The 25,083-nt window shown below is 69.2% G+C and carries 22 protein-coding genes; 10 read left to right on the forward strand and 12 right to left on the reverse strand.

The genetic code is table 11. From position 1 onward, the window contains the following. The first annotated feature begins 71 nt into the window (after nt 1-71). Nucleotides 72-746, forward strand: a complete 675-nt coding sequence (locus tag ACWEO5_RS21235) for a Crp/Fnr family transcriptional regulator (RefSeq protein ID WP_033220149.1) — start codon at nt 72-74, stop codon at nt 744-746. Between the two features lie 146 nt (nt 747-892). On the opposite strand, the gene ACWEO5_RS21240 is transcribed toward ACWEO5_RS21235, so the two are convergent. The 5 genes from ACWEO5_RS21240 to ACWEO5_RS21260 all read right to left on the reverse strand — a co-directional run bounded on the left by ACWEO5_RS21240 (nt 893) and on the right by ACWEO5_RS21260 (nt 3,689). Then, nucleotides 893-1,723 (reverse strand): MBL fold metallo-hydrolase, encoded by an 831-nt coding sequence (locus ACWEO5_RS21240; RefSeq protein WP_452163853.1) that lies wholly within the window; start codon nt 1,721-1,723, stop codon nt 893-895. 28 nt (nt 1,724-1,751) lie between these two features. Next, a complete protein-coding gene (locus ACWEO5_RS21245; protein WP_452163854.1) occupies nt 1,752-1,943 on the reverse strand; it encodes a hypothetical protein in 192 nt (63 codons plus the stop codon). A gap of 122 nt (nt 1,944-2,065) precedes the next feature. Beyond that, nucleotides 2,066-2,908, reverse strand: a complete 843-nt coding sequence (locus tag ACWEO5_RS21250; protein WP_452163855.1) for an NUDIX hydrolase — start codon at nt 2,906-2,908, stop codon at nt 2,066-2,068. 157 nt (nt 2,909-3,065) lie between these two features. Further along, entirely contained in the window at nt 3,066-3,530 is a 465-nt protein-coding gene (locus ACWEO5_RS21255; RefSeq protein WP_344549550.1) for a RidA family protein, read from the reverse strand. Nucleotides 3,531-3,533: 3 nt separating this feature from the next. Further along, the gene (locus tag ACWEO5_RS21260; protein WP_014136749.1) at nt 3,534-3,689 is read right to left on the reverse strand and encodes a DUF4177 domain-containing protein; all 156 of its coding nucleotides are present in this window, start codon (nt 3,687-3,689) and stop codon (nt 3,534-3,536) included. A gap of 251 nt (nt 3,690-3,940) precedes the next feature. On the opposite strand from ACWEO5_RS21260, the gene ACWEO5_RS21265 reads away from it, so the two are divergent. Next, nucleotides 3,941-4,951 (forward strand): ArsA-related P-loop ATPase, encoded by a 1,011-nt coding sequence (locus ACWEO5_RS21265; RefSeq protein WP_344549818.1) that lies wholly within the window; start codon nt 3,941-3,943, stop codon nt 4,949-4,951. 31 nt (nt 4,952-4,982) lie between these two features. Next, complete coding sequence (locus ACWEO5_RS21270) at nt 4,983-6,152, forward strand: ArsA family ATPase (RefSeq protein WP_344549551.1); 1,170 nt, start codon at nt 4,983-4,985, stop codon at nt 6,150-6,152. 13 nt (nt 6,153-6,165) lie between these two features. On the opposite strand, the gene ACWEO5_RS21275 is transcribed toward ACWEO5_RS21270, so the two are convergent. Next, nucleotides 6,166-6,489 (reverse strand): WhiB family transcriptional regulator, encoded by a 324-nt coding sequence (locus tag ACWEO5_RS21275; RefSeq protein ID WP_030919726.1) that lies wholly within the window; start codon nt 6,487-6,489, stop codon nt 6,166-6,168. Between the two features lie 399 nt (nt 6,490-6,888). Here ACWEO5_RS21275 and ACWEO5_RS21280 point away from each other — a divergent pair, with 399 nt between their 5' ends. After that, nucleotides 6,889-9,153 carry a transglycosylase domain-containing protein gene (locus ACWEO5_RS21280; protein WP_452163856.1) on the forward strand — a complete coding sequence of 755 codons (2,265 nt, stop codon included), beginning with the start codon at nt 6,889-6,891 and terminating at the stop codon, nt 9,151-9,153. A gap of 228 nt (nt 9,154-9,381) precedes the next feature. On the opposite strand, the gene ACWEO5_RS21285 is transcribed toward ACWEO5_RS21280, so the two are convergent. Next, complete coding sequence (locus ACWEO5_RS21285; protein WP_344549553.1) at nt 9,382-9,837, reverse strand: GatB/YqeY domain-containing protein; 456 nt, start codon at nt 9,835-9,837, stop codon at nt 9,382-9,384. A 22-nt stretch (nt 9,838-9,859) separates the two neighbouring features. On the opposite strand from ACWEO5_RS21285, the gene ACWEO5_RS21290 reads away from it, so the two are divergent. The 4 genes from ACWEO5_RS21290 to ACWEO5_RS21305 all read left to right on the forward strand — a co-directional run bounded on the left by ACWEO5_RS21290 (nt 9,860) and on the right by ACWEO5_RS21305 (nt 17,794). Then, a complete protein-coding gene (locus tag ACWEO5_RS21290; protein WP_452163857.1) occupies nt 9,860-11,374 on the forward strand; it encodes a recombinase family protein in 1,515 nt (504 codons plus the stop codon). A gap of 299 nt (nt 11,375-11,673) precedes the next feature. Further along, nucleotides 11,674-13,419, forward strand: a complete 1,746-nt coding sequence (locus tag ACWEO5_RS21295; protein ID WP_452163867.1) for an N-6 DNA methylase — start codon at nt 11,674-11,676, stop codon at nt 13,417-13,419. Next, entirely contained in the window at nt 13,416-14,642 is a 1,227-nt protein-coding gene (locus tag ACWEO5_RS21300) for a restriction endonuclease subunit S (protein WP_452163858.1), read from the forward strand. Before ACWEO5_RS21295 ends, ACWEO5_RS21300 begins: the two co-directional genes overlap by 4 nt. Further along, on the forward strand, nt 14,642-17,794 hold the full coding sequence (locus ACWEO5_RS21305; protein ID WP_452163859.1) for a type I restriction endonuclease subunit R: 3,153 nt from the start codon (nt 14,642-14,644) through the stop codon (nt 17,792-17,794). The genes ACWEO5_RS21300 and ACWEO5_RS21305 overlap by 1 nt, the downstream gene beginning before the upstream one ends. 299 nt (nt 17,795-18,093) lie before the next feature. Here the strand turns inward: ACWEO5_RS21305 and ACWEO5_RS21310 are convergent, their stop codons facing one another. The 5 genes from ACWEO5_RS21310 to ACWEO5_RS21330 all read right to left on the reverse strand — a co-directional run bounded on the left by ACWEO5_RS21310 (nt 18,094) and on the right by ACWEO5_RS21330 (nt 22,636). Then, nucleotides 18,094-19,584, reverse strand: coding sequence for a replication initiator (locus ACWEO5_RS21310; protein WP_452163860.1), 1,491 nt, complete (start codon nt 19,582-19,584; stop codon nt 18,094-18,096). A gap of 106 nt (nt 19,585-19,690) precedes the next feature. Continuing rightward, nucleotides 19,691-20,539: a DUF2637 domain-containing protein gene (locus ACWEO5_RS21315; RefSeq protein WP_452163861.1), complete on the reverse strand. Its 849-nt coding sequence runs from the start codon at nt 20,537-20,539 to the stop codon at nt 19,691-19,693. 41 nt (nt 20,540-20,580) lie between these two features. After that, nucleotides 20,581-22,002: an FtsK/SpoIIIE domain-containing protein gene (locus ACWEO5_RS21320; RefSeq protein WP_452163862.1), complete on the reverse strand. Its 1,422-nt coding sequence runs from the start codon at nt 22,000-22,002 to the stop codon at nt 20,581-20,583. Further along, entirely contained in the window at nt 21,999-22,154 is a 156-nt protein-coding gene (locus ACWEO5_RS21325; RefSeq protein WP_452163863.1) for a hypothetical protein, read from the reverse strand. Before ACWEO5_RS21325 ends, ACWEO5_RS21320 begins: the two co-directional genes overlap by 4 nt. 83 nt (nt 22,155-22,237) lie before the next feature. Further along, a complete protein-coding gene (locus tag ACWEO5_RS21330; protein WP_452163864.1) occupies nt 22,238-22,636 on the reverse strand; it encodes an SCO3933 family regulatory protein in 399 nt (132 codons plus the stop codon). 179 nt (nt 22,637-22,815) lie between these two features. Here ACWEO5_RS21330 and ACWEO5_RS21335 point away from each other — a divergent pair, with 179 nt between their 5' ends. Further along, nucleotides 22,816-23,358: a GntR family transcriptional regulator gene (locus tag ACWEO5_RS21335; protein WP_452163865.1), complete on the forward strand. Its 543-nt coding sequence runs from the start codon at nt 22,816-22,818 to the stop codon at nt 23,356-23,358. A gap of 1 nt (nt 23,359) precedes the next feature. Then, nucleotides 23,360-23,566 carry a hypothetical protein gene (locus ACWEO5_RS21340; protein ID WP_452163866.1) on the forward strand — a complete coding sequence of 69 codons (207 nt, stop codon included), beginning with the start codon at nt 23,360-23,362 and terminating at the stop codon, nt 23,564-23,566. Nucleotides 23,567-25,083 lie beyond the last annotated feature (1,517 nt).

Below are 25,083 nucleotides of genomic sequence, written 5' to 3' on the forward strand. Positions count from 1 at the left end.
TATGATCGGAGCGACATGCGTCATCCTTGGTGGTGAGTAGCACTGCCCATGACACCAGCAGGAGGAAGCTCGTGGACGACGTTCTGCGGCGCGCCGCGCTGTTCGCGGCACTCGACGACGACCAGGCTGCCGAGCTCCGCGCTTCCATGACCGAGGTGACGCTCGCCCGCGGTGAGTCGCTGTTCCACGAGGGCGACCCGGGCGACCGGCTCTACGTCGTGGTCGAGGGCAAGGTCAAGCTGCACCGGGCCTCCCCCGACGGCCGCGAGAACATGCTCGCCGTGCTCGGCCCCTCCGAGATGATCGGCGAACTCTCCCTCTTCGACCCGGGCCCGCGCACCGCCACCGCCACCGCCCTCACCGAGGTCAAGCTCCTCGGCCTCGGCCACGGCGACCTGCTCCCGCTGCTGCACGCCCGCCCCGAGGTCTCGATCGCCCTGCTGCGGGCCATCGCCCGCCGCCTGCGCCGCACCAACGACGTGATGTCCGACCTGGTCTTCTCCGACGTGCCCGGCCGCGTCGCCAAGGCCCTGCTCGACCTCTCCCGCCGCTTCGGCGTCCCCTCCGACGAGGGCATCCACGTCGCCCACGACCTCACCCAGGAGGAGCTCGCCCAGCTGGTCGGCGCCTCCCGCGAGACGGTCAACAAGGCCCTCGCCGACTTCGCCGGCCGCGGCTGGCTCAAGCTGGAGGCCCGCGCGGTCGTCCTGCTCGACGTCGAACGGCTCTCCCGCCGCTCCCGCTAGCGCGGAGCCGCGGGGCGCGGGGCGCGGGCAACCGCGCGCACGAGCACGAACGCACCGCGAGGTCGCGAGGAACGGCGAACCACTGCCGTCGTCGCGGCCTCGTCGGCGTTCCGCCCCCGCTGCGCGCGGTTCCCCGCGCCCCGGTCTCACGCCTCCGGGATCAGGCCCCGGTCGGCCAGGTACGTGAGCTGGGCCCGGACCGAGAGCTCCGCCGCGGGCCACAGCGCCGGGTCGACGTCCGCGTAGACCCGGGCGACCACCTCGGCGGCGGTGCGGCAGCCGGCCTCGACCGCCGTCTCGACCTGGGCGAGCCGGGCCGCGCGGTGGGCCAGGTAGTAGTCGACGGCGCCGAGCGCGTCCGCCAGGACGGGCCCGTGGCCGGGCAGGACGGTGCGCACGCCGTGCTCGGCGGCCATCGCGTGCAGCCGGCGCAGCGAGTCGAGGTAGTCGCCCAGGCGGCCGTCGGGGTGGGCGACCATCGTGGTGCCGCGGCCCAGGACGGTGTCGCCGGTGAGGATCGCGCCGTCCGCGGGCAGGTGGAAGGTCAGCGAGTCGGAGGTGTGCCCGGGGGTGGCGACCACCCGCAGGTCGAGGCCGCCGACGTCCAGGCGCTGCCCGCCGTGCAGGCCCTCCTCGCCGAGCCGCAGCGCCGGGTCGAGGGCGCGGACGGGGGTGCCGGTGAGTTCGGCGAACCGGGCGGCGCCCTCGGCGTGGTCGGCGTGGCCGTGGGTGAGCAGGGTGAGGGCGATCCGCTTGCCCTGCCGTTCGGCGGTGTCGACGATCCGGCGCAGGTGGGCCTCGTCGAGCGGGCCGGGGTCGACCACGGCGGCGAGGTCGGAGCCGGGTTCGGAGAGCAGCCAGGTGTTGGTGCCGTCCAGCGTCATCGGGGACGGGTTGGGGGCGAGCAGGCACTGGGCGCGCGGGGTGGCGGCCCCGCCGACGGTGTCGGCGGGGTCGCCCGGAAGCGGGCCGCTCACGCGGTGCCCGCCGTACTGCGGCTGCCGGTCACACCGCGTCCCGTTCGGCGCGGCTGAGGCTGCGCAGCGGGAGCGGGCGGACCAGGGGGCGACCGGGCAGGTCGCGGGTCAGCAGGCGGACGGTCTCCCGGGGCGCGGCCTCGTCGCAGGCGGCGGCGCGGGGGGTGACGGTACGGGTGGGCGTGGCCGGGGTCCGGCGAGCCACGTCGTTGTGGGCCATCGGAGTCTCCTTCCGAGGTCAGGACGGTCGGTGCGGTTGTTCGGTCAACGGTACGGGCCGACGCGGGCCCGTCCCGGAACGGGTGGTCCGGCGGGGCCGGTGATCGTTCCGGGGGAAGGTTCTCACGCCGGGAACACTCCGTCGATAGTCAGCTCGTCATACCCGTTCCAGCGCACCGTCATGCGGTCCCCGGAGACCTCCGCCCGCCCCAGCACCGGCACCACCGCGCGGGCCGCCGCCGCGGCGGGCAGCCCGGCCGCGGAGCGCAGCGGCAGCAGCTCGCGCAGCACCGTAATGGTCGGCGGCAGCATCCCGAACCCGCCCGACTCGAACCCGGCCACCGCCTCGGCGGGGGTGAGCCAGGCGACCCGGTCGGCCTCCCCGACGGTGTCCGCGGCGCTCTGCCCGGTCGGCAGCGCCGCCGCGAAGAACCAGGTGTCGAAGCGCCGCTCCTCGAACTCCGGGGTGACCCAACGGGCCCAGGGCACCAGCAGGTCGCTGCGCAGCACCAGCCGGTGCTCGGTCAGGAACTCGGCCAGCGACACCTCGTGCCGCTCCAGCGCGCCCCGCTCGGCCGCCCAGTCCCGGGGCTCCACCAGGGTGTCCGGGTCCGGCCCGGCCAGCAGCACCCCGGCCTCCTCGAAGGTCTCCCGGACGGCCGCGCACAGCACCGCGCACGCGGTCGGCTCGTCCACCCCCAGCCGCCCGGCCCACTCGGCGGGCGACGGCCCGGCCCACGGCGGGCGCACCTCCCGGTCGCGCGGGTCCACGCCGCCGCCGGGGTAGGCGTACATGCCCCCGGCGAAGGCCATCGTGGTGCGCCGCCGCAGCAGGTACGCCTCGGGGCCGGCCGCGCCCTCGCGCAGCAGCACCACGGTGGCGGACGGCTTGGGCGGCACGGGGGTGAGCTCCCCGGCGGCCAGGGCGCGGATTCGGGCGGGCCAGGACGGCGGCATCTCCAGCATGTTCACGGATGTTAACCGCAGCCGCCGCCCGGGGACGGCCCGGCCACCGCGCGGGCGGGCGGCCCCCGCGGCACCGGCCCGCCGCCACCGCCCGGCGCGCACGCGAGGGGCCCGCCACCGCGAACGGCGACGGGCCCTGTGCGTCAGGGGGTCCGGGTCAGTCCCGGACCCGCACCGTCAACTCGACCTCGACCGGCGCGTCCAGCGGCAGCACCGCCACGCCGACGGCGCTGCGGGCGTGCACGCCCTGCTCGCCGAACACCTTGCCCAGCAGCTCGCTGGCGCCGTTGACCACGCCGGGCTGGCCGGTGAAGTCGGGGGCGGAGGCCACGAAGCCCACCACCTTGACGACCTGCTCGACCCGGTCCAGGTCGCCGAGCACCGACTTGACCGCGGCCAGCGCGTTCAGCGCGCAGACCTGCGCCAGCTCCTTGGCGTCCTCGGCGGTGACCTCGGCGCCGACCTTGCCGGTCACCGGGAGCTTCCCGCCGACGAACGGCAGCTGACCCGAGGTCAGCACGTGCGCGCCGTCGCGCACCGCGGGGACGTACGCGGCGACCGGGGCGGCGACCTCGGGCAGCGTCAGCCCGAGCTCGGCGAGCCTCTGCTCGACCTGGCCCATGCCCTACTCCTTCTCGCGCTTGAGGTACGCGACCAGCTGCTCCGGGTTCGGCCCGGGGACGACCTGGACGAGCTCCCAGCCGTCCTGGCCCCAGGTGTCGAGGATCTGCTTGGTGGCGTGCACGAGCAGCGGCACGGTGACGTATTCCCACTTGGTCATGGGGGTGACTCTAGCCGCCCGGGCCGGTGTGAGGTGGGACACAAAGCGGGCATGATTCACCGGGGTCGCCGGGGTGCTCCCGGCATCCGGTCCCCGCGCTGGTTACCCTCGCGGTGGGGGCAGCCCCGGACCGACCGCCGGGGACGGCGACGGACAGCGACGGACGGAGAGCGGGCGTGGCGGGCAGCAGCGGCACTGCGGGGCCGACCGAGCAGGCACCGCCGCGGGAACCCGACTGGGAGGGCGTCCGGCTGCACGTGGTCAGCGGGAAGGGCGGCACCGGCAAGACCACGCTGGCCGCCGCGCTGGCCCTGGCGCTGGCCGCCGACGGCCGCCGCACCCTGCTGATCGAGGTGGAGGGCCGGCAGGGCATCGCCGAGCTGTTCCAGATCGCCGCGCTGCCGTACGAGGAGCGCCGGATCGCCACCGTGACGCCCGCCCAGCTCGGCCTGCCCGGCAAGGGCCACGGCGAGGTGCACGCGCTGGCGATCGACACCGAGCAGGCGCTGCTGGAGTACCTGGAGATGTTCTACAAGCTGGGCCGGGCCGGGAAGGCCCTGCAGAAGGTCGGCTTCGTGGACTTCGCCACCACCGTCGCCCCGGGCGTGCGCGACGTGCTGCTCACCGGCAAGGCGTGCGAGGCGGCCCGCCGCAAGGGCCCGGACGGCCGCCGCCGCTACGACGCGGTGGTGATGGACGCCCCGCCCACCGGCCGGCTGACCCGCTTCCTGAACGTCAACTCCGAGGTCGCCGGCCTGGCCCGGATAGGGCCGATCCACTCCCAGGCGCAGGCGGTGATGCGGGTGCTGCGCTCCCCGGAGACGGCGGTGCACTTCACCACCCTGCTGGAGGAGATGCCGGTGCAGGAGACCGTGGACGGCGTCGCCGACCTGCGCGAGTCCGGCCTGCCGGTGGGCGGCGTGCTGGTCAACCTGGTGCGCCCGCCGATACTGGACGCGGCGGCGGTGGCGGCGGCCGACGGCGACCACCGCGAGGAGGTGGCGCTGGCCCTCGGCGAAGCCGGCCTGGGCGGGCGCTCGCGCAAGCCGGAGACCGTCCGGGCGAACGTGGAACCGCTGCTCGACCCGCTGCTGGAACAGGCCCGGGAGCACGCCGAGCGGGTCGAGCTGGAACGCGCCCAGCGCGTCGAGATCCAGCAACTCAAGCTGCCCACCTACGAGTTGCCGCTGATCAGCGAGGGCATGGACCTGGCCGGGCTGTACCGGCTGGCGGGCGAGCTGAAACGGCAGGGAGCGGCGTGAGCACGGACGGGCTGGAACGGCAGGGAGCGGCATGACCGGGCTGGACATCGACACCCTGATCGACGACCCGGCGACCCGGATCGTGGTCTGCTGCGGCTCCGGCGGCGTCGGCAAGACCACCACCGCCGCGGCGATCGGCCTGCGCGCCGCCGAGCGCGGCCGCCGCGTGGTGGTGCTGACCATCGACCCGGCCCGCCGGCTGGCCCAGTCGATGGGCCTGAGCGAGCTGGACAACACCCCGCGGGTGGTCGGGGGCACCCGCGGCGAGGGCGAGCTCCAGGCCATGATGCTGGACATGAAGCGGACCTTCGACGAGGTCGTGCTGGCCCACGCGGAGCCCGACCGGGCCAAGGCGATCATGGAGAACCCGTTCTACCAGTCGCTCTCGGCCGGCTTCGCGGGCACCCAGGAGTACATGGCGATGGAGAAGCTCGGCCAGCTCCGCGCCGAGGACCGCTGGGACCTGATCGTGGTCGACACCCCGCCGTCCCGCTCCGCGCTGGACTTCCTGGACGCGCCCAGCCGCCTCGGGTCGTTCCTGGACGGCCGGGTGATCCGGCTGCTGACCGCCCCCGCCAAGGTCGGCGGCCGCTCCGCGATGAAGTTCCTCAACGTCGGCATGGGGCTGCTCACCGGCACCCTCGGCAAGATCTTCGGCGCCCAGCTGCTCAGCGACATCCAGACGTTCGTCTCCGCGACCGACTCGATGTTCGGCGGCTTCCGGGAGCGCGCCGACCGCACCTACCAGCTGCTCAAGGCCGAGGGCACCGCGTTCCTGGTGGTCGCCGCCCCGGAGCGGGACGCCCTGCGCGAGGCCGCCTACTTCGTCGACCGGCTCGCCGCCGACGACATGCCGCTGGCCGGCCTGGTGCTCAACCGGGTCCACACCACCGGCGCCCCGCAGCTCACCGCCGAACGCGCGCTGGCCGCGGCCGAGGCCCTGGAGGAGAACGGCACCCCGCACGCCACCGTCGAGGCCGAGACCCTGGCCGCCGGACTGCTGCGGCTGCACGCCGAACGGGTGCAGATCATGACGAGGGAGCGGCGCACCCGCAACCGCTTCGCCTCGGTCTACCCGGACGTGCCGATCGTCGAAGTGGCCGCCCTCCCCGGCGACGTCCACGACCTGGACGGCCTGCGGGCCGTCGGGGACCGGCTCGGCTCCCCCACCGACCGCCCCGACGACCCGTCCGGCACGTGATCCTGACGAGCCGTCAGACCGCCTGGGCGTAGTCCCGCAGGACCACCCCGGTCGCCAGCGACTCCTCGTACTCGGTGCGCGCGGTCTCCAGCAGCCGGCGCCAGGAGTCCACGGTCGGCCGACGGCGCAGCAGCGCCCGCCGCTCGCGCTCCGTCATCCCGCCCCAGACGCCGAACTCGACCCGGTTGTCGAGCGCGTCCGCGAGGCACTCGGTGCGCACCGGGCACCCGCTGCACACCGCCTTGGCGCGGTTCTGCGCCGCCCCCTGCACGAACAGTTCATCCGGATCGCTCGTGCGGCACGCCGCCTGCGCGCTCCAGTCGTCCACCCAGCCCATCCCGGCGCCGTCCTCTCCCGATTCGGGGCTCCCCCACGGCGGCAACGGCATATTCACCGTTGCCAGTTGAGGACGTTACGGAAGAACGGGACGACGCAACAGCCCCTGTGTGCCCAATTCGCATGACCCGATCGGACTATGGGTGTCCGGCAGCTCACTCGTTGGAGTGACCGCAGGTCGGGGGCCTTGTCGAGGCCGGAAGGGGCGCTTTCGTCACGGTGCGCGACAGCAGCCCGCTCTGCACCCGTCCGGATCACGGACATAGCGCCGCGAATCGGACAAAGCTCATCACTCACAAGAGTGATGACGATGAACAGAGCGAAGCTGTCGCAGTTCTGTGACAAGCGTAGGCGAACACCTGCCCCCCTGTACGGGATTCCGCGACGTAGGGTTCTCCCCATGGCACCTTCGCGATCCACTGGCTCCTTCATGGACAAGGCAGGGCACGGCGTCAAGTTCCTGGGCGGCTCGGTCCTGGCCGGCGTCCTGGTCGCCGGAATGGCGCTGCCCGCGGTCGGGGCCTTCGGCCTGACCGCCAAGGACACCGCGGAGTCGTTCGACAACATCCCCGACGACTTCAAGCAGCCCACCCTGTCCCAGGCGTCGATGATCTACGACGCCAAGGGCGGCCTGATCGCCAAGGTGTACGACCGCGACCGCACCATCCTCACCGCCGAGCAGATGGCCCCGGTGATGCGCCAGGCCCAGGTCGACATCGAGGACGCCCGCTTCTACGAGCACGGCGCCATCGACCTCAAGGGCGTGCTCCGCGCCGCCACCAAGAACGCCGAGTCCGGCACCACCGCGCAGGGCGCCTCCACGCTCACCCAGCAGTACGTGAAGAACGTCTTCGTCGAGCAGGCCGGCGACGACCAGGCCGCCTTCCTCGAAGCCACCAAGAAGAGCCTGGGCCGCAAGATCCAGGAGCTCAAGTACGCCATCAAGCTGGAAGAGGACCTGACCAAGGACCAGATCCTCACCAACTACCTGAACATCACCTTCTACGGCCACCAGGCGTACGGCGTCGAGGCCGCCGCCAACCGGTACTTCAGCAAGAGCGCCAAGGACCTCACCGTCCCCGAGGCCGCGATGCTGGCCGGCCTGGTCCAGAACCCCACGGCGTACGACCCGATCGCCCACCCGCAGGCCGCGCAGACCCGCCGCAACACGGTGATCAACAAGCTGCTGGAGTACAAGCACATCACCCCCGAGCAGGCCAAGGCCGCGCTCGACGCCCCGCTCGGCATCAAGTACTCCGAGCCGCAGAACGGCTGCATCACCGCGCAGAACGGCATGGGCTTCTTCTGCGACTACGTGCGCCACGTGATCAAGCAGGACCCGGCGTTCGGCGCGACCGCGGCGGACCGCCAGAAGCTCTGGGCGCAGGGCGGGTTGAAGATCAACACCACCATCGACCCGGACAAGCAGGCCGCCATGTACAACGCGGTCACCAAGAAGGTCTACGTGACCGACCCGGTGTCCGCCGCCGGCAGCATGGTCGAACCCGGCACCGGCAAGATCCTCGCCATGGCGCAGACCCGCCCGTACGGCCTGGACACCTCGAAGAACCAGACCGTGCTGAACCTCAACGTCGGCGCGTCGATGGGCGGCGGCAGCGGCTTCTCCCCCGGCTCGACCTTCAAGCCGGTCGTGGCCGCGGCCGCCCTGGAGTCCGGCATCCCGATCAGCCAGGAATTCTCCTCGCCCAACGAGATGGTCTACCCCAAGATGACCACCTGCGACGGCACCACCAGCAACCCCAAGAAGGAAGCGCTGACCAACGAGTCGCCCAGCGAGGTCGGCCCGTACAGCCTCCAGGTCGCCATGCAGAAGTCGGTCAACACCTACTTCATCCAGCTCGAAGAGCAGATGGGCCTCTGCCCGGTCAAGCAGATGACCGACAAGCTCGGCCTGAGCACCCTGGCCAACGGCACCCAGATCCAGCAGATCGCCTCGATGACGCTCGGCACCCAGGAGGTCAGCCCGCTCCAGATGGCGAGCGCCTACGCGGCCTTCGCGGCCCGCGGCCTCTACTGCTCCCCGACCGCGCTCACCGCGGTCACCGCCTCCGACGGCAAGCAGCTGAAGGTCCCCGACGCCAACTGCAACCAGGCGATGTCCCAGACCACCGCCGACGGCATCAACACCCTGCTGCTCGGCGTCACCGAGAAGGGCACCGGCTCCGCCCTCGGCCTCGACGACGGCCGCCAGATCGCCGGCAAGACCGGCACCACCGACGAGCGGTTCGCGGCCTGGTTCACCGGCTACACCCCCGACCTGGCCACCTCGGTCTGGCTCGGCGGCGTCGGCGGCAACGTCTCGATGAAGAAGATCCGCATCGGCGGCCTCTACCGCCCCGCGGTCTACGGCGCCGACGGCCCCGGCCCGATCTGGCAGCAGGCCATGAACGACGCCCTCGACGGCAGCGCCCCGGTCAGCTTCCAGCGGGTCGACATCCCGCAGCCCACCCAGTCCCCCACCCCCGGCGACAGCCCCTCCACCCCCTCCGGCGACAACGCCCAGGGCGGCAACAACGGCACGCCCAACGGCGGCAACAACGGCTGGCCGAACGGCGGCACCACCGACGGCGGCCTGGTCAACGGCGGCATCACCCTCCCGCCGGGCACCGTCGCCGGCAACACCGGCAAGCCGGGCCGCCACTGACCCCGGCCACCCGGCCATACGGCCACACGCACGGAGCCGCCCGGGCGGAGGACCTCTCCTCCGCCCGGGCGGCTCCGTCTTCGCGGTCTTCGTCTTCGCGGTCTTCGTCTTCGCGGTCTTCGTCTTCACGGTCTTCGTCTTCACGGTCTTCGCGGTCTTCACGCACCGACCGCACGGCGACCGGACGGCGCGGCGGCCGACCGGCAGGCGACCGGCGGCCGACCGGCCTCAGCCCGCCAACGCGGCTTTCACGGCGGCGGCCACCCGGCCGCCGTCCGCCTTCCCCTCCACCTGCGGACGGACCAGCTTCATCACGGCCCCCATGCCCTGCGGGCCGCTCGCCCCGGACTCGGCGACCGCGGCGGCGACGATCGACGCCAGCTCCTCGTCCGTCAGCGGCTTCGGCAGGAACCCCGCCAGCACCTCGCCCTCGGCCCGCTCCCGGGCCGCCTGCTCGACCCGGCCCGCGCCCTCGAAGGCGTCCGCCGCCTCCCGGCGCTTCTTCGCCTCCTTGCCGATCACCTGCAGCACCTCGGCGTCGGACAGCTCCTTCTTCTGCTTGCCCGCCACCTCCGCACTGGTGACCGCGGACAGCGTCAGCCGAAGGGTGGACGAGCGCAGCTCGTCCCGTGCCTTGATCGCAGCCGTGAGGTCCTCCTGCAGCTGCTCCTTGAGCGTAGTCATATCTTCTTCATATCCTTCAGCCGTGGACGATCTCAACCAGTTTTCGCAGTTTCCGCAGGTCAGCCGGGACGAGATCCGGGCGCGCAAGCTCGCTCGGATGACGGAAGCCACCGGGGTCGCAAGGCGCTCCCGGGCCGACTGGGCAGGCGAGTCAGCAGCGATCTACTGCCGGATCTCCCACGTCAACGACGAGGATCAGACCGGCGTCGAGCGCCAGGAACGAGTATGCCGTGACATCGCCGAGCGGCTGGGGCTGACCGTCCAGGACGACCACGTGTTCGTGGACAACAACCGGTCAGCCTGGAAGCGGGACCGGAAGCGGCCTGGATGGAACGCCCTGCTCGACGAGGCCCGGGAGGGCGGCGTCCGGCACATCCTGACCTACCACCCGGACCGCCTCATGCGGCAGCCCCGCGACCTCGAAGAGCTGCTCCAGATCTCGGACGATCACGACATCACCCTCCACGGCGAGGCCAACCAGCGGAACCTTGCCGACCCCGACGACCGCTTCTTCCTGCGGATCGAGGTCGCCCACGCCTGCCGGTCCAGCGATGACACGTCCCGTCGGCTCAAGACGGCGTTGATCGAACGCGCCCAGGACGGCAAGCCCCACACCGGCAAGCGCCGCTACGGGTACGACAAGAGCGGGACCACGATCATCCCGGCCGAGGCCGAGATCGTGCGAGAGATTTACGAGCGCTACCTGAACGGCGACACGATCACCACCATCGCCCGCGATCTGAACGGCCGGAAGCTACCAACCGCGCTCGGAGGCGAGTGGAACGCCGCCAACGTGACCGTCGTACTGCGCAGCCGCCACGTGGCCGGGCTTCGCGTCTTCCGGGGCGAGGTCATCGGTGCCGGAGAGTGGCCCGCGATCATCAAGCGCGGGCTGTGGGACGAGGTGCAGGAGCGCCGGACGCTGCGCGCTCCAGCCGGGCACGGAAAGCAGGCTCCCAAGCGCTACTACCTTCTGCGGGGCATCGTCACCTGCAAGAAGTGCAGCACCCACATGAAGGGCAGCGGGAGCAAGTACCTCTGCAACCGCGGTTCCCGCGTCGACTCCAAGCGGTGCTACCGAACCATCAGCGCAGAACCGCTGGAGAGCTTCGTCAGCGACGCCGCGATCAGGCTACTCACCAAGCTGGACGTGACTGGGCGGGACACGGCAACCGCGATCTCCGACACGGACCGCGCGGCTCTCGATGCCGACCGTCAGGAGCTGACCGAGCTCAAGGACATGTGGGAGAAGCGCGAGCTGACCACCCGCGAGTACCGGCAGATGAAGAAGCAAGTGGACGACCGGATCAGCGCGGTGGAGCGAAAGGCCGTGGTGCGGCCGGCAGTCGAGATCCTGGAAGGGCTGGTCGGACCCAATGCCGAGGCGAGCTGGAAGGCGCTGGAGAAGACCGAGGACTTCGCCCGGATGAACGCTGTGCTGCGGTTCCTGTTCGCCGCCGTGATCATCGGAGACTCACACGACCGCAAGAACCGCCTGGACTACGGCCGCGTCGACATCGAGCCGAACCCGCTCTGAGCTTGCTCAGCCGTCCCGCCGTTCCCGCTGCCGGACAATGCCATGCTCCGGGCGATCCTCGGAAGCGCCATCGTGTCTTTCCGCGACGGTGGAGCTTCAGCAGAGGAGACCATCCGGCAGACATCTGTCTACGGCTGGCACGAGGGCCCTCCAGGGTGAGGACGGGTGCCCCAGCTGCGACTCGCGAGGCGGACCTCCGAAGACCGGCAACCGCGGCTGACCCCGCCGAACATCGGACGCTGACGGCCTCCTCTGGCAGAGTGGTCGCCACCATCAGGCAGAATTTCGTGAGGAACCTTGTGAGCGCGCTCGGTAGCTTCATCTGGTCGATTGCTGACAAGCTTCGGGGCCCCTACCGCCCCAACCAGTACGGGACAGTGATCCTCCCGTTCACCATCCTGCGGCGGCTCGACTGCGTGCTCGAACCGGATCGAGCCGCGGTACGGGAGCTGGCTGCGCGGTACGAGAACCCAATCCGGCTCAAGGTCGAGGTCAAGAAGCTCACGGGACGGCAGTTCTACAACACCTCCAACTACGGGTTCGCGAACCTGCTTGCCGACGCGGACGGGCTGGCGGACAACCTCACCGACTACATCGACCGGTTCTCCAGCGACGTGGACGTGTTCGAGTACTTCGACTTCAAGAAGGAGATCCTGGCCCTGGAGAAGGCCGGACTCCTGCGCGAGATCGTCCAGTCCTTCAGCGGCGTAGACCTTCATCCCGAAGTGGTGTCCAACTCGGACATGGGCGATGCGTTCGAGTACATCATCCGCAAGTTCAACGAGGCCGCGAACGAGACCTCCGGGGACCACTACACGCCACGCGACGCGATCCGGTTGTTGGTCGACTTGCTCTTCGCTGACAAGGATGTCGACCTCTCCGAGGGCGACATCATCCGGTCGCTGTACGACCCCACCGCAGGCACCGGCGGCATGCTCTCCCTGGCCGAGGAGCACCTGCTCGCGCACAACCCTGGAGCCAAGCTGGCCCTGTACGGCCAGGAGTACAACCCGCAGTCGTACGCCATTTGCAAGTCCGATCTGCTCGCCAAGGGCCACGACACGACGAACATCGCCTTCGGGAACACCCTCACCGAGGACGCCTTCAAGACCCGCCAGTTCGACTATTGCATGTCAAACCCGCCCTACGGAGTGGACTGGAAGCAGTACGCCAAGGCGGTACAGGAGGAGCGCACCTCAGCTGGCCCATACGGCCGCTTCGCACCGGGCCTCCCCGCGACCTCCGACGGCCAGATGCTCTTCCTGCTGCACCTGGCCCACAAGATGCGCGCCCCGGAAGACGGCGGAGGTCGAGTCGGCATCGTCATGAACGGCTCGCCCCTGTTCAACGGTGCCGCCGAGTCCGGCCCCTCCAACATCCGCCGATGGCTGATCGAAAGCGACCTGGTCGAGGCGATCATCGCACTGCCGACCAATATGTTCTTCAACACCGGCATCGCCACGTACATCTGGATCCTCAACAACACCAAGCACCCCGACCGCCAGGGCAAGGTCCAGCTCATCGACGGCACGTCGTTCTGGACCAAGATGCGCAAGAACCTCGGAGCCAAGGGACGCGAGATCAGCGACGCCGACCGCGCCGAGGTCGTGCAGTTGTACGCCGACTTCGAGACCGCTGACCCCGATCTCTCCAAAGTGCTGCGCAACGACGAGTTCGGCTACTGGACCATCACTGTCGAACGTCCTCTACTCGACGAGGACGGCAGGCCTGTCCTCCACCGCAAGGGCAACCCGAAGCCCGACTCGAAAAAGCGTGACACCGAGAACGTGCCCTTCACCTACGGCGGCTCAGTTGCTGGCGCGGAAGGGCTGCACGAGGTCGTCCAGGGGTACTTCGACGCGGAGGTGAAGCCGCACGTCCCGGACGCCTGGATCGACTGGTCCAAGACCAAGACCGGCTACGAGATTCCCTTCACTCGCCACTTCTACAGGTATAGCCCGCCCCGCCCTCTCGCCGAGATTGACGCTGACCTGGAGAAGCAGGTCGCCAAGATTATCGATCTTCTGCGCGAGGTGGAGGGATGAGCGGCTCGATTCGCCTCAAGTGGCTGCTCTCAGAATCGGACCTGCGAGTCGGGGTTGAAGCCGAAGAGTTCCCCCTCCTGTCGGTGTCGATCAGTTGGGGCGTTCGGCGGCGGGACGCGGCGGGCACGACCACCACGCGGGCCGCAGCGGAGGACCTCTCCAACTACAAGATCTGCCGCGCGGGAAACCTCGTCATCAACCGCATGCGCGCGTTCCAGGGGGCCCTAGGCATCGCACCCGAGGATGGGATTGTCAGCCCGGACTATGCGGTGCTGGAAGTTGCTCCCAGGATCAATCGACGTTGGCTGAGCTACTTCCTGACCAGCAGTTCCACAGTGGCAACCATGGCTAGTCTGGTGCGAGGCATCGGCGGAACAGAGGCTGGGAACGTTCGAACTCCCCGGCTGAACATTGCCGACCTACTGTCGATGGAAGCACCTCTTGTCTCTGCAGAGGAGCAGGTCGTCATCGCCGACTACCTTGACCGCGAGACGGCGCGTATCGACACGCTCATCGAGGAGCAGCAGGTCCTTGTCAGACTGCTCGCTGAGCGCCGTATTGCTGTCATGGCAAGCCCATTCGGTCAGGCACATCCCACGGCGCCGCTCGGCTCGGTGCTTGAGGAACTGATCGATCACAGAGGAAAGACGCCTGGCAAGGTTGGGGACAAAACGGACGACTTCACCGACGAGGGTGTTCCAGTCGTCTCAGCCATCCATATCAAGAACGGAGAGATTTCCTGGGCTGAGCGTGAACGGTTCGTCCCCTACTGGATGTTCGAGAAGTGGATGCCAGTTCGGCTACGCGCAGGAGATGTTCTTCTCACATCGGAAGCACCGCTGGGGAATGTTGCACAGGTTCCCACTGACGCGCCTCTCGTATTGAGTCAGCGCCTGTTCGCACTTCGGGGCCGTGAAGATATTCTGGACTCCACCTACCTCCGATTCTTCCTTGAGAGCGACCGAGGTCAAGCTCTATTGCGGGATGGAGCAAGTGGGTCCACCGTTGCGGGTATCCGGCAGTCAAGATTGGTGCAGATTCCGGTACCAGTCCCCCCAATTAATGAGCAGCGCCGAGTTTCACAGCAGATCAGGGAGCAGATCACAAAGATCGACACGCTCATGGCCGAGACCGAGCGGTTCGTCGAACTCTCGAAGGAACGCCGCGCGGCGCTGATCACCGCTGCCGTGACAGGGCAGATCAACGTCCGAGAGTTGGCGTGATGGCTGATCACAACGAGGCCGTCTTCGAGAAGGAGATCTGCGAGCATCTCCGGGATCACGGCTGGCTGTACTCAGCGAACGACCACGACGGCGGGGAGTACGACCGAGAGCGAGCGCTGTTCCCAGCCGACCTGTTCGCGTGGCTGGAGGCGACGCAGAAGGCAGCATTCGGGAAGGCGTTGAAGGCGGCGGGGTCGCAGGCGAAGTTCCTCGACGTGCTGACTGCGGCGCTCGACCGGCCGTTGGAGCACGGCGGCGGGACGCTGAACATCCTGCGCAACGGGGTGCAGTACATCGGCGGCGGCCGGCTGAAGATGGCGCAGTTCCGTCCAGATACCTCACTCAACGCGACGAGCACCGCGCAGTACGAGGCGATGAAGGTGCGGGTGGTGCGGCAGGTGCACTTCTCGACCGCCGACCAGCGCAGCATCGATCTGGTGTTCTTTGTCAACGGGCTCCCGGTGGCCACGGTGGAGCTGAAGACCGACTTCACCCAGTCGCTGAACGAGGCGATCAACCAGTACAAGCACGACCGCAACCCACTGACGAACGGCCGCCCTGAGCCGTTGCTCTCCTTCGGGCATCGGGCTCTGGTGCACTTCGCCGTTTCGAACAACCTCGCGGCGATGACGACGAAGTTGGAGGGCGACAAGACCCACTTCATGCCATTCAACATCGGCTTCGACAGCGGCGAAGGCAACCCACCCGGCGCTGACGGCCGGTCGGCGACGGCATACCTGTGGGAGCGGGTGTGGGAGAAACACGCCTGGCTGAACATCGTCGGCCGGCTGATGATCGTCCAGGCCAAGGAGGAATGGGACGTCTCGACCGGCACCTCGGTGCGGCGTACGAGCATGCTCTTTCCGCGGTTTCACCAGTGGGAAGCCGTCACGAACATCGTGGACGCGGTGCGCGAGGAGGGCGTCGGGCAGCGGTACCTGATCGAGCACTCTGCCGGATCGGGGAAAACGAACACCATCGCCTGGACGGCCCACCGCCTGGCGCGGCTGCACATCGACAACCAGAAGGTCTTCGACTCGGTTATCGTCGTCGTGGACCGCACCGTGCTCGACACCCAGTTGCAGGACGCGATCCGGCAGATCGACGGCACCGGCAAGATCGTCGCAACCATCGGGCCCGAGGACGTCCGCAAGGCTGGCGCGAAGTCGAAGTCGGGCCTGCTGGCGCAGGTGCTGAAGAACGGCGAACTGATCATCGTCGTGACGCTGCAGACGTTCCCGCATGCCCTGGACGAGATCCGTAGCGACGCCGGTTTGAAGGGCAAGCGGTTCGCCGTCATCGCCGATGAGGCGCACTCCTCCCAGTCGGGCCAGATCTCCGCGAAGCTGAAGCAGGTGCTGACCTCCGAGGAGATCCATGAGATCGAGGACGGCGGCGAGGTCGACGCGGAGGCGGTCCTCGCGTCCGAGATGACGGAGCGGGCCGAGTCGGAGAACATCTCCTACTTCGCCTTCACCGCGACACCGAAGAGCAAGACTCTCGAACTGTTCGGCCGTAAGGGCGCCGACGGGAAGCCACGCGAGTTCCACCTGTACTCGATGAAGCAGGCCATCGAGGAGGGCTACATCCTCGACGTGCTGAAGGGCTATCAGAGCTACAACACCGCACTGAAGATCGCGGGCAAGGCCGGCAGCGGCGACGCTGATGGGGGCAAGGTCGAGGAGGCCACCGCCCGCAAGGGCCTGATGCGGTGGGTGCTGCTCCACCCAACCAACATCAGCCAGAAGGTGCAGATCATCGTCGAGCACTTCCACATTAACGTGGCCTACCTCCTGGAAGGCCGGGCGAAGGCGATGGTGGTGACCGGATCCCGCAAGTCTGCGGTGAAGTACAAGCTGGCCATAGACGCCTACATCGCCAAGCGCAGCGCCGAGGACCCCTCGTACAACTACCGCACCCTTGTGGCCTTCTCCGGCGGAGTGACGATGCCCGAGGACGAGACCTGGCACAGCGACTGGGGACCACAGCCGGACAAAGACGACGAGTACACCGAGGCCAACATGAACCCCGGCGCCGGATCGGATCTGGCAGCCGCGTTCAAGGGCCAGACCTACAAGATCATGCTGGTCGCCAACAAGTTCCAGACCGGCTTCGACCAGCCGCTGCTCTCGGCCATGTACGTCGACAAGAAGCTGCCGGGCATCACCGCGGTACAGACGCTCTCACGACTGAACCGCACCCACCGCACCGCGGGCGGCGAGCAGAAGCGTAAGACGTTCGTCATCGACTTCGCCAACGAGCCCGAAGACATCAAGGCTGCCTTTGAGCCGTACTTCAAGAATGCCTCCCTGGAGACCGAGACCGACCCGTACGTGGTCGTCCACCTGTCCAACAAGCTTGCCCAGCTCGGGATCTACACCGAGGACGACGTCCGCAAGGTCGCCGAGCTGTGGGTGACCCGGAAGGGCAACAACGCGCTCTCGGCAGCGATCAGCCCGGCGCAGCATGACTTCCGCCGCCGCTACGCGCGGGCGATCGAGGAAGAGGACAAGGTCACGCTCAACGAGCTTGACCTCTTCCGCAAGGACGTCTCCACCTACGTACGCCTCTACGACTTCATGTCCCAGATCGTCGACTACGGCGACGCCTACATGGAGATGTTGTCCATCTTCCTGCGGTTGCTGGAGAAGGTGATCGCCGAGTCCTCGTGGTCGGCCGAGGTCGACCTGTCCGACGTGGTGCTGGTCGGGGTCAAGCACAGCAAAGCTATCCCGGTCGACATCTCTCTCGTGGGTGACGGGCAACTGAAGGGCATCAGCGCCGCTGGCACGGGAGCGAAGAAGGACCCGAAGTACGTCGCGCTCCAGGTCGTCATAGACAAGATGAACGACCTTTTCGGCGCGGAGTCCTTCGCGGCCTCCCAGGTCCGGGAGTTCGTTCAGGGGCTCGTCCAGCGACTGCTCGCCAACACTGGCCTGGTCAACCAGACCAAGGCCAACACCAAGAAACAGTTCATGGAGTCGCCGGACTTCCAGGCAGCCGTTACTGAGGCAGTCGCAGACAACCAGGACGCCCACAACACGATGGCCGACTACTTCTTCACCGATGGGCCGGCCATCAACGCGATCATCATCGCCCTTGCGGACGCCTTCTACGAAGCAGCGACTGATCAGCAGGAGGAGGATTCTTAGGAGGTGGCGGCTCTCGTGTCCCGTACCAGCGGAAGCCGCTGCAACTCGGCAGTAGACCGCGTGTTACCCAGTTCAGGTTGAAGCGTGAGAGGGCCCCCAGCCGGTGGGGGCCCTCTCGCATGCTCACGCGGCCTTGGCCTCGGCAGACGGAGCGGTCAGCAGACTCGCGAGCCGCCGTGCCCCCTCTGGACTGATCTTGGTCGGGAAGTTGGCGCACACCCGGTCCAGGTGAAACGCACGTGCTGCCGCGTCGTCACACTGTCGAGAGGCAAGACGATCCACGACCCGAGGGGCGTCGGTCACTGCAAGTCCCCCTCCCGCTTGAGGCGCTGTGCGGCCTGGCGGTTGTGGCGGACGGTTTCGGCAAGGATTTCCTCACCGGGGCTGTAGCCGGTGGCGAGGAAGCGCCAGTCGGAGATGACGAGGGTGGTGTCAGGGTCGGTGGGCGGGTGGCCGGCACGGAGGCGAGCCTGTTCGGTCTGCCAGGTGCGGCGGGCGCCGCGGAGTGCGCCGAGGGTGGTGGAGTAGCGGCGGGACTTGGTGGAGAAGTGGCCACGGAAGCCGAGCATGTGGGCCCACTTCGTGAGCTTGAGTTCGGCGAAGTCGGGCGCGCTGCCCAGGTCCCAGCAGGTTCGGATCATCTGGCGCACGTGGCTTGCCACGTGGAGGTCGGCGAGGGGTTCGGCGAGGCCGGTCCCTTCGCACGGGGCGCATTCGTCGGTGAGGCCGCTGGGGGTGGGGATGCGTCCGCGCCCCTTACAGGGTGAGCAGTACAGGGGCCGGTCGACGGTGCCGGTGCCTTCGGCGGACTTGGTGGCGTACTTGGCGACGTACCCGGCCACGGCGGCGTCGGTGAGCGGGGTGTCGTCGCGGTCGGCGGTGTCGGGGCGGGTGATCTCGCGTACGTCGAGCTGTCGGCCCCAGCGCAGTTCGCGTTCGCCGATGGAGTCGCCAGTGACGGTGAGGGACACCTTGGGGGCGGCGTCGCGCACGGCGGTGGTGAGGAGGTCGACGGTGGCCCAGGCGGGCGGGGTGGTGGTGGAGCCTTCGGGGCCGTCGAGGCGGACGATGGCGTGGAAGTGGACCAGGCCGCGCTTTTGGAACTCGGCGACCTTGGCGAAGGAGACACGGCACTGCTCGCGCAGTTCGGCGAGGGTCAGGCCGGCGGCGTGGGCGACGGCGCGGCGGAGATAGGTGGTGAAGCGGGCCCAGAGGGCTCCGGCGTAGGCGTTGAAGAGGACGGCTCCGGCGTAGTCATAAGTGGCGGGGACCAGCGGGGTGCCGAGGACCGGGTGCCCGGCGGGGTGGAGGGTGCCGCAGCGGCAGGCGTGGGGCTTGCCCGCCTTGGTGGTGGGCCGGTTGTGGACCGGGCCGAACGAGGGGGCGGTGAGGGTGGCGAACACGCGGGGGTGCGTGCGCACGTTCTCGGGGGTGCCCTTGCCGCCGGAGAGTCCGGCGCGGATGAGTTGGTAGGTATCGGCGGCGTAGGTGCGAGAGCAGGACGGGCAGCGACTCGCGCGGCGGTTGCCGCAGGCGGTCAGGAGGCGGCCGAGGGGTTCGCTGTTGGTGGTGTAGTGCCGTACGGGCTCGCCGGTCGCGGTGTCGAACGTGGTGGTGTGGCCGACGAGTTGAACGGGCCGGGTGCAGCCCGCGAGGCGTTCGACGGTGGCTTCGATGCGGTCGAAGTCGTCGCGCTGGGCGTAGTGGATGAGTCCGCGGACCGACGGGGACACGATCCGGGCTCGGTCGAGTACCCGGTCCAGGACAGCGGTGGGGTCGAGGTCGGTCATGTGGTCTGTCCTTCCGGGCAGTTGAGCGGGTTCGGGGCATGGGGGTGCCGTCGCGCCGACCGGGCGGGGCGTGTGCGCGGTCGGCGCGCGGCGGGTGGGGCGGGGATCAGGCGGGGACGGCCGCGATCTGGGCGTGCACGGCATCGGCCAGATGCGCGGGGACGCCGAGGCGGGTGCGGAGCTGGGCCGCCGTGATCAGGTCGCCGGTGGTGGCGTGGTGGTCGCTGGCGATCCGGCGGGCTGCCGCCAGGAGAGGGCCAGGTACGTCCGGCAGGATCGGGGGCGCGGTGACCAGGGTGGGATCAGCGGCCGGAGCGGGCGCCGCAGCGGCGGGCGCGGGTATCGGCTCGGGCTGGTGGGCCGGGGCCGCCGTGGGCGGGGTCGGCGGGGTAAGCTCGACTTCCGGGGCCAGGGGCGGGGTGGCGTTGGGCGCGGCGAGCGGGGCGGCCGGTCCGGGGGTGTGCTCGGTGGGCGGGGTGGCAGGTCGGGCGTGTTGGTCAGGGGCGGTGTCCTTCGGGGTGGTGGGGGTGTGGAGGCGGGCGAGGAGGGTGGGGCCGACGGCTCCCCAGCCGAGGAGGAGGGTGGGGGCGACGGTGTCGAGGGCGGCGCGGCCCCAGTGGCCGGCGGCGATGGGTTCGGCGATGTTGAGGGCGAGGGCGAGGAAGCCACACAGGTGCATCAACCGCCGTGCGGGGGCTAGGTGTTCGGGGTCTGTGCCGCTCAGGGTGAGGTGGTGGAGGGCCACGAGGAGGCCGACGACGGACAGGTCGACCATGGGGCCGATCAGCGGGGCGATCGGGTGCGGGACGCCCAGGAGCAGGGCGAGGGCCCAGATGTTGCCGAAGGAGAAGACGAAGGCGAGGGAGGCGATGACCGCCATCACGACGGTGATGGTGTGGCGGGTGAGCTTGCCGGGGTCAGCCTGGCCGCGCCCGTGCGTGGCGGTGGCGGTCATCGCCAACTCCTCTGTGCGGTCTGCGGGTTGTGGCCATGAGGTCAGGCGGCCGGGTCGAGGTCGTCGCCCTTGAGGAGGTGGGGGCGGGTGAGCAGGTCGAGGAGCAGGTCGGGGTCGGCCGTCAGGTGGGCGGTGTCGGCGGCGACGCGGGCGGTGTCGGCGGGGTCGACGTAGGGGATGCGGACGCGGGTGAAGCCTTCGTGGCCCTGGCGGGCCATGGTGGCGACGCCGACGTAGCCAGGATCCTGCATCGTGACGGGGTTGGCGTCGGGCCAGTTGCGGATGTCCTCACCGAGGGCGGCGACCGCGGATTCGGTGGTCTTCTGCGCGAAGGACAGCGAAACGGGGCACACGTCGCGGATGAAGGTCGGGATGGCGTCGCCGGTGGGCTTCTGAGTGGCGACGATGACGACGATGCCGACGCTGCGGCCCTTCTTCACCAGGTCCTCGATGAGACGGGCGTTGTCGGACGTGAGCGCCGCGTACTTCTTCGTCGTCGGGTCGGAGCCCTTGTACTCGCGGAAGTAGGTGTGGGCTTCGTCGATGACCAGGACGACCAGCGGCCATGCCTTGCTCGGCCCCTTGGCCCACATGTTCGGCGTGCCCAGGACGCGGCGGATCGCGGAGGAGCGGGCGCGGCGCAGGTTCACGAGGCGGGTGAACAGCTTGTTCGCCGCTTCGAGGTCGTCGCCGACGAACGCGAACAGCCGGTCGGTCACGTCCGCGTAGTCGCCTTCGTGGGCTTCGGACACCTTGCCGTCGGCGACGGCGAACTGCACGGCGTCCGAGGGGGCAAGGGCGGCGATCAGCTTGTTGATCAGGCTGGTCTTGCCGTAGCCGGGCAGGCCGGCCACGCACACGCCGGGCACGTTGTCCATGCGCAGGACGGTGGCGAGGGCGTATTCGTCCAGGCCCAGGTCCCACACCGACAGGTCGGCCGGGGGCTTGCCGTTGGGGGTGAAGGTGTAGGGGATGAGGAGGGGTTCGTCCCGCACGGCGCGGATCATCAGGCGACCGGGCTTGTCGGGGTTGATCGAGACGCGGGTGCAGGCCCAGGCGTCGGCGAGGTGGTCGGCGTGCTTCTGGAACTCGGCGAGGCCAACCTTGGCCACCGTCTTCACCGTGACCATGACGCCGTACCGGTCGACCTTGGTGGACAGGGCTGGGGTGAGGATGCGCGGTTCGGGCTTGCCGCCACTGCCGTTGCCCGAGGCGGTGAGGGACTGCAGGAAGGTGGGGGTGCGGTCGGTGGTGACCAAGCCGAGGTTGCGGGCCAGGCGCGGCCAGGTCCGGCGTATGCGCCACGCCTGACGGATGCTGGCGCGGGTGGCCTTGTCGGCCGACAGGTACCGGCCGCAGATGACCAGCAGCCAGGCCAGCAGGACCAGCGCGATCGCACCGGCCGCGTACAGGAGCGGAGGCGGGATCGTCGCGGCCCCGAGCCCGGGGACGGCGGTGTTCATGGGAACTCCGGGGTATAGAGGAAGCGGAAGAGCGCTTGGCGGAGGTTCACCAGGTCCAGGCCCGCCGTGACGGGCGGGTAGCCGTGGGCTTCGAGGACCTTGGCCACGTCGAAGACCAGGCCGAAGGTGAATCGGGTGTCGGTACCCGGCACCGTCAGCGGGTAGAACGCCGGGCCGGGGACCGGGCCTGCGGACGAGGAATCCGCAGACCCGGAGCCACCGACAGGGCGGGCCGTCACGACGCGGCGACCGGCTCGGCAGCGGACGCCTTGCCCTTCGGCGCGGACGCGGGAACAGCGGCCACAGCCGGAACCAGGGCCTCGGCCCGGTAGGCGACGCCGGACTGCACCTGCCCGTTGAAGAGGTTCGCCCACGGGGTGGCGACCAGGCCGACCGGGCGGACAATCGCACCCGGGGTGATCCCGGCGTCGAGGCCGGTCTCCGGGACGGTCACCTTGATGAGCTGGGCGGTCGCCTCGAACGTCTCTAGGAGCTGGACCGTGTAGAGGGTCGCGCCACTCTCCCGGTCGGTGGCGACCTGGCCGGTGGCGGCGTCGGCGAGCTTCGGGACCGCCGGCACCGCGACGAGGTGGGTCGTGCCGGTCAGGTCGGGACGGATGGTGATACGAGCCATGAAGGACTCCAGATGAGAGAGGGGAGGTGCCGGTGAACTCCGACACCCAGGACAGTACACGCACGCATGGAACACCTGCAACACTCAAAACACTCGATACACGCGAGAGTCGCGCTACAGGTGGAACCCATGAGTGCGCGGGTGTATCAGCCGTGCGTGGGGGCCGCTACCGTGGAGGTATGACACTGCCGCTCGAAGACGACCAGCGACCGCCGTACATGCTCGCGGCCGAGGACCTGCGGCGGCAGATCACAGCAGGCAGGATCAAGCCCGGCGAGCGCCTGCCGTCGGCCCGCGCACTCCAGGAGCAGTACGGCCTGGCCAGCTCCACCGTGCAGAGCGCGCTCAAGCTGCTCAAGGACGAGGGGCTGATCTACTCGGTACTCGGACGAGGTAGCTACGTCCGGCCCCAGCCCAAGCCCCTCGGGAATCCCGCCGAAGAGGCGATGACCAATCCGAACCACCCGCACGCCGTCTTGAACCGCCGGAACGCCGAATGGTTGGAACGGATGCACGCCGCTACGGAGGCCGAGGCCGTCGCAGGTGATCCGGAGACGGACGAGAGCGGGCAGGCCGGCGCGGAGACCGTCGAGGTGTCCACCTCCGACCTCGCCGCCCTCGTTGAACTCGTCACCGGCCTGGCCGCTCAGGTGCAACAGGTCCAGCAGGAAGTGCGGGAGCTGCGGGCCCAGGTTGAGCAAGCCGAGCAATCCGCTCGTTGAGGTGGGCCACTTCCTCGTTGAGGTCGGCCAACTGCCCCCCAAGGTGGGCCAGCATTTCAATAAGGCGTCCGAATTCGCCGCACATCAGTACTCGTTCTCCCCGCATGTCGAACCTGCTCCGGTCGCCTCACTAAATCCAGCGGAACTCACCGGTTTTCTCACCGAACGCCTTCCTTGCCCGCAACGAATTCGCATCGGCCGCCGGTGAGAAAATCGGTGAGTTCCGCGACTGCCCAGCCCAGGACCAGCGGCCCCCCGGAGGACGGGTCTCCGAAACTCACCATTGCACCGCAGTGCCCCTGATGGCACACAGAGACAGGGCAGATCCCGGAGGGCGGGAGGAACGTTTCTTCTCTTCCCGTCATGCGGGATCCGCCGCAGCTACCCAACCTCGAGAGTAGCGGCCACTTCAAATCCGCGACCGGCCGGAAGAAGTTTCCTGGAAGAAACCGCGAGAAAGAACGAGAGCCAACGGGACGGAATGACACGGGGTGAGACGATCCGGCATGACGCATCTCACACCCTTCCTTTCCGTCGGCAAGCCCTTCCCGCAGCCGACTCCAAACGGCCGCTCGCCCCACAGTGCACTCCGATCCCCGGCTTGGTCCGGCCGGAGAACCCTGGTAGAGCCCACCGGCCTGTCCAGACCAGTACGCCATCCACAGCTTGTGGACAGACTTCACCGATCCCGCGCCCATATCCGACATCCGGCTCTTCCTCCCGTTTCGTCCTGGCAGTCCCAGGCGTCACCCCTAGAAGCCGCGCCGACAAAGCCGGTGTGACACGGCGGCCGGACCTTCTTCCTGCCGGACTCGCCGGAGCGATCAGGGGTGCGCGCGATCCATAGAGGTGCCCGCGGAGCAGCCGGTGTGACATCAAGATCGGTAGGCGCCACAGCGGCCCGGGAGCACGACCCGCTGCGCGCGGACGAACCACGCCGAGCGAGCGGGCCCAGGAGTGGAGTACGTAAGAAGTGAGCGGCGGAAGGCACCGCGGACTTCAGGACGCCGACGGCCCATCAGGGCAGCAGAGGACGGGAAGAGATTCGGCCGGCAGAGAGCGGCCGGCTCCAGGGAGACGAGGAGGGCAGGGGAGGCGGTGTTCAAAGTTTCATTACTGGATCAAGGGCGGCCCGCCAGAGGCGGGCCGCGCGCCGCCGCGTTTCCGCCCGCCGCTCCTGTCTCGCGCCCCGCTATGGGCGGCCCCGCTGGCGGCGCAATGCCCAGGTGGCGGGCGAGCTGGACCAGGGGAAGCCGGACAAGCGGTCCGGCCTGGCGTGGCCAGGGTCAAGGCCGATGGTTGCCCGCCGTTCGTTCGGGCCCCCCGCTGCTCGATGATCCGGGGCGGACGGAACCCGTCAAGCCCGCACCGCTCGCCGCCGTCGCCCCGCACAGGCCCGTACGCGCGGGCTTGACCGAACCCGCCCGCCCCTACTCTCGGCAGCTATCGGGCGGCCCGACCGGAGTGGTGCCCCGCCCAGCCCTGCCGCCATTGCTCTTCCACCGCGAGTGGCCAGCGAAGCGAAGCCTTGGCCAATCCCAGCGAATCGGCCACGACTGAGCGGATCACCGGATAGCGTCAGGCTGTCATCCGAGTGGCGCCATCCACTCCACCCGCCAGCAGGCACGATGCCTGAGAAAGTGTGGGGTAATTAGCTGATTACTGATCGTTGAGGTCGTCGGCGAGGCGGCGTGCTGCTTCGGTCTCGATGGGGCCGCGTGGCTC

Source organism: Kitasatospora sp. NPDC004272, from assembly GCF_053603035.1.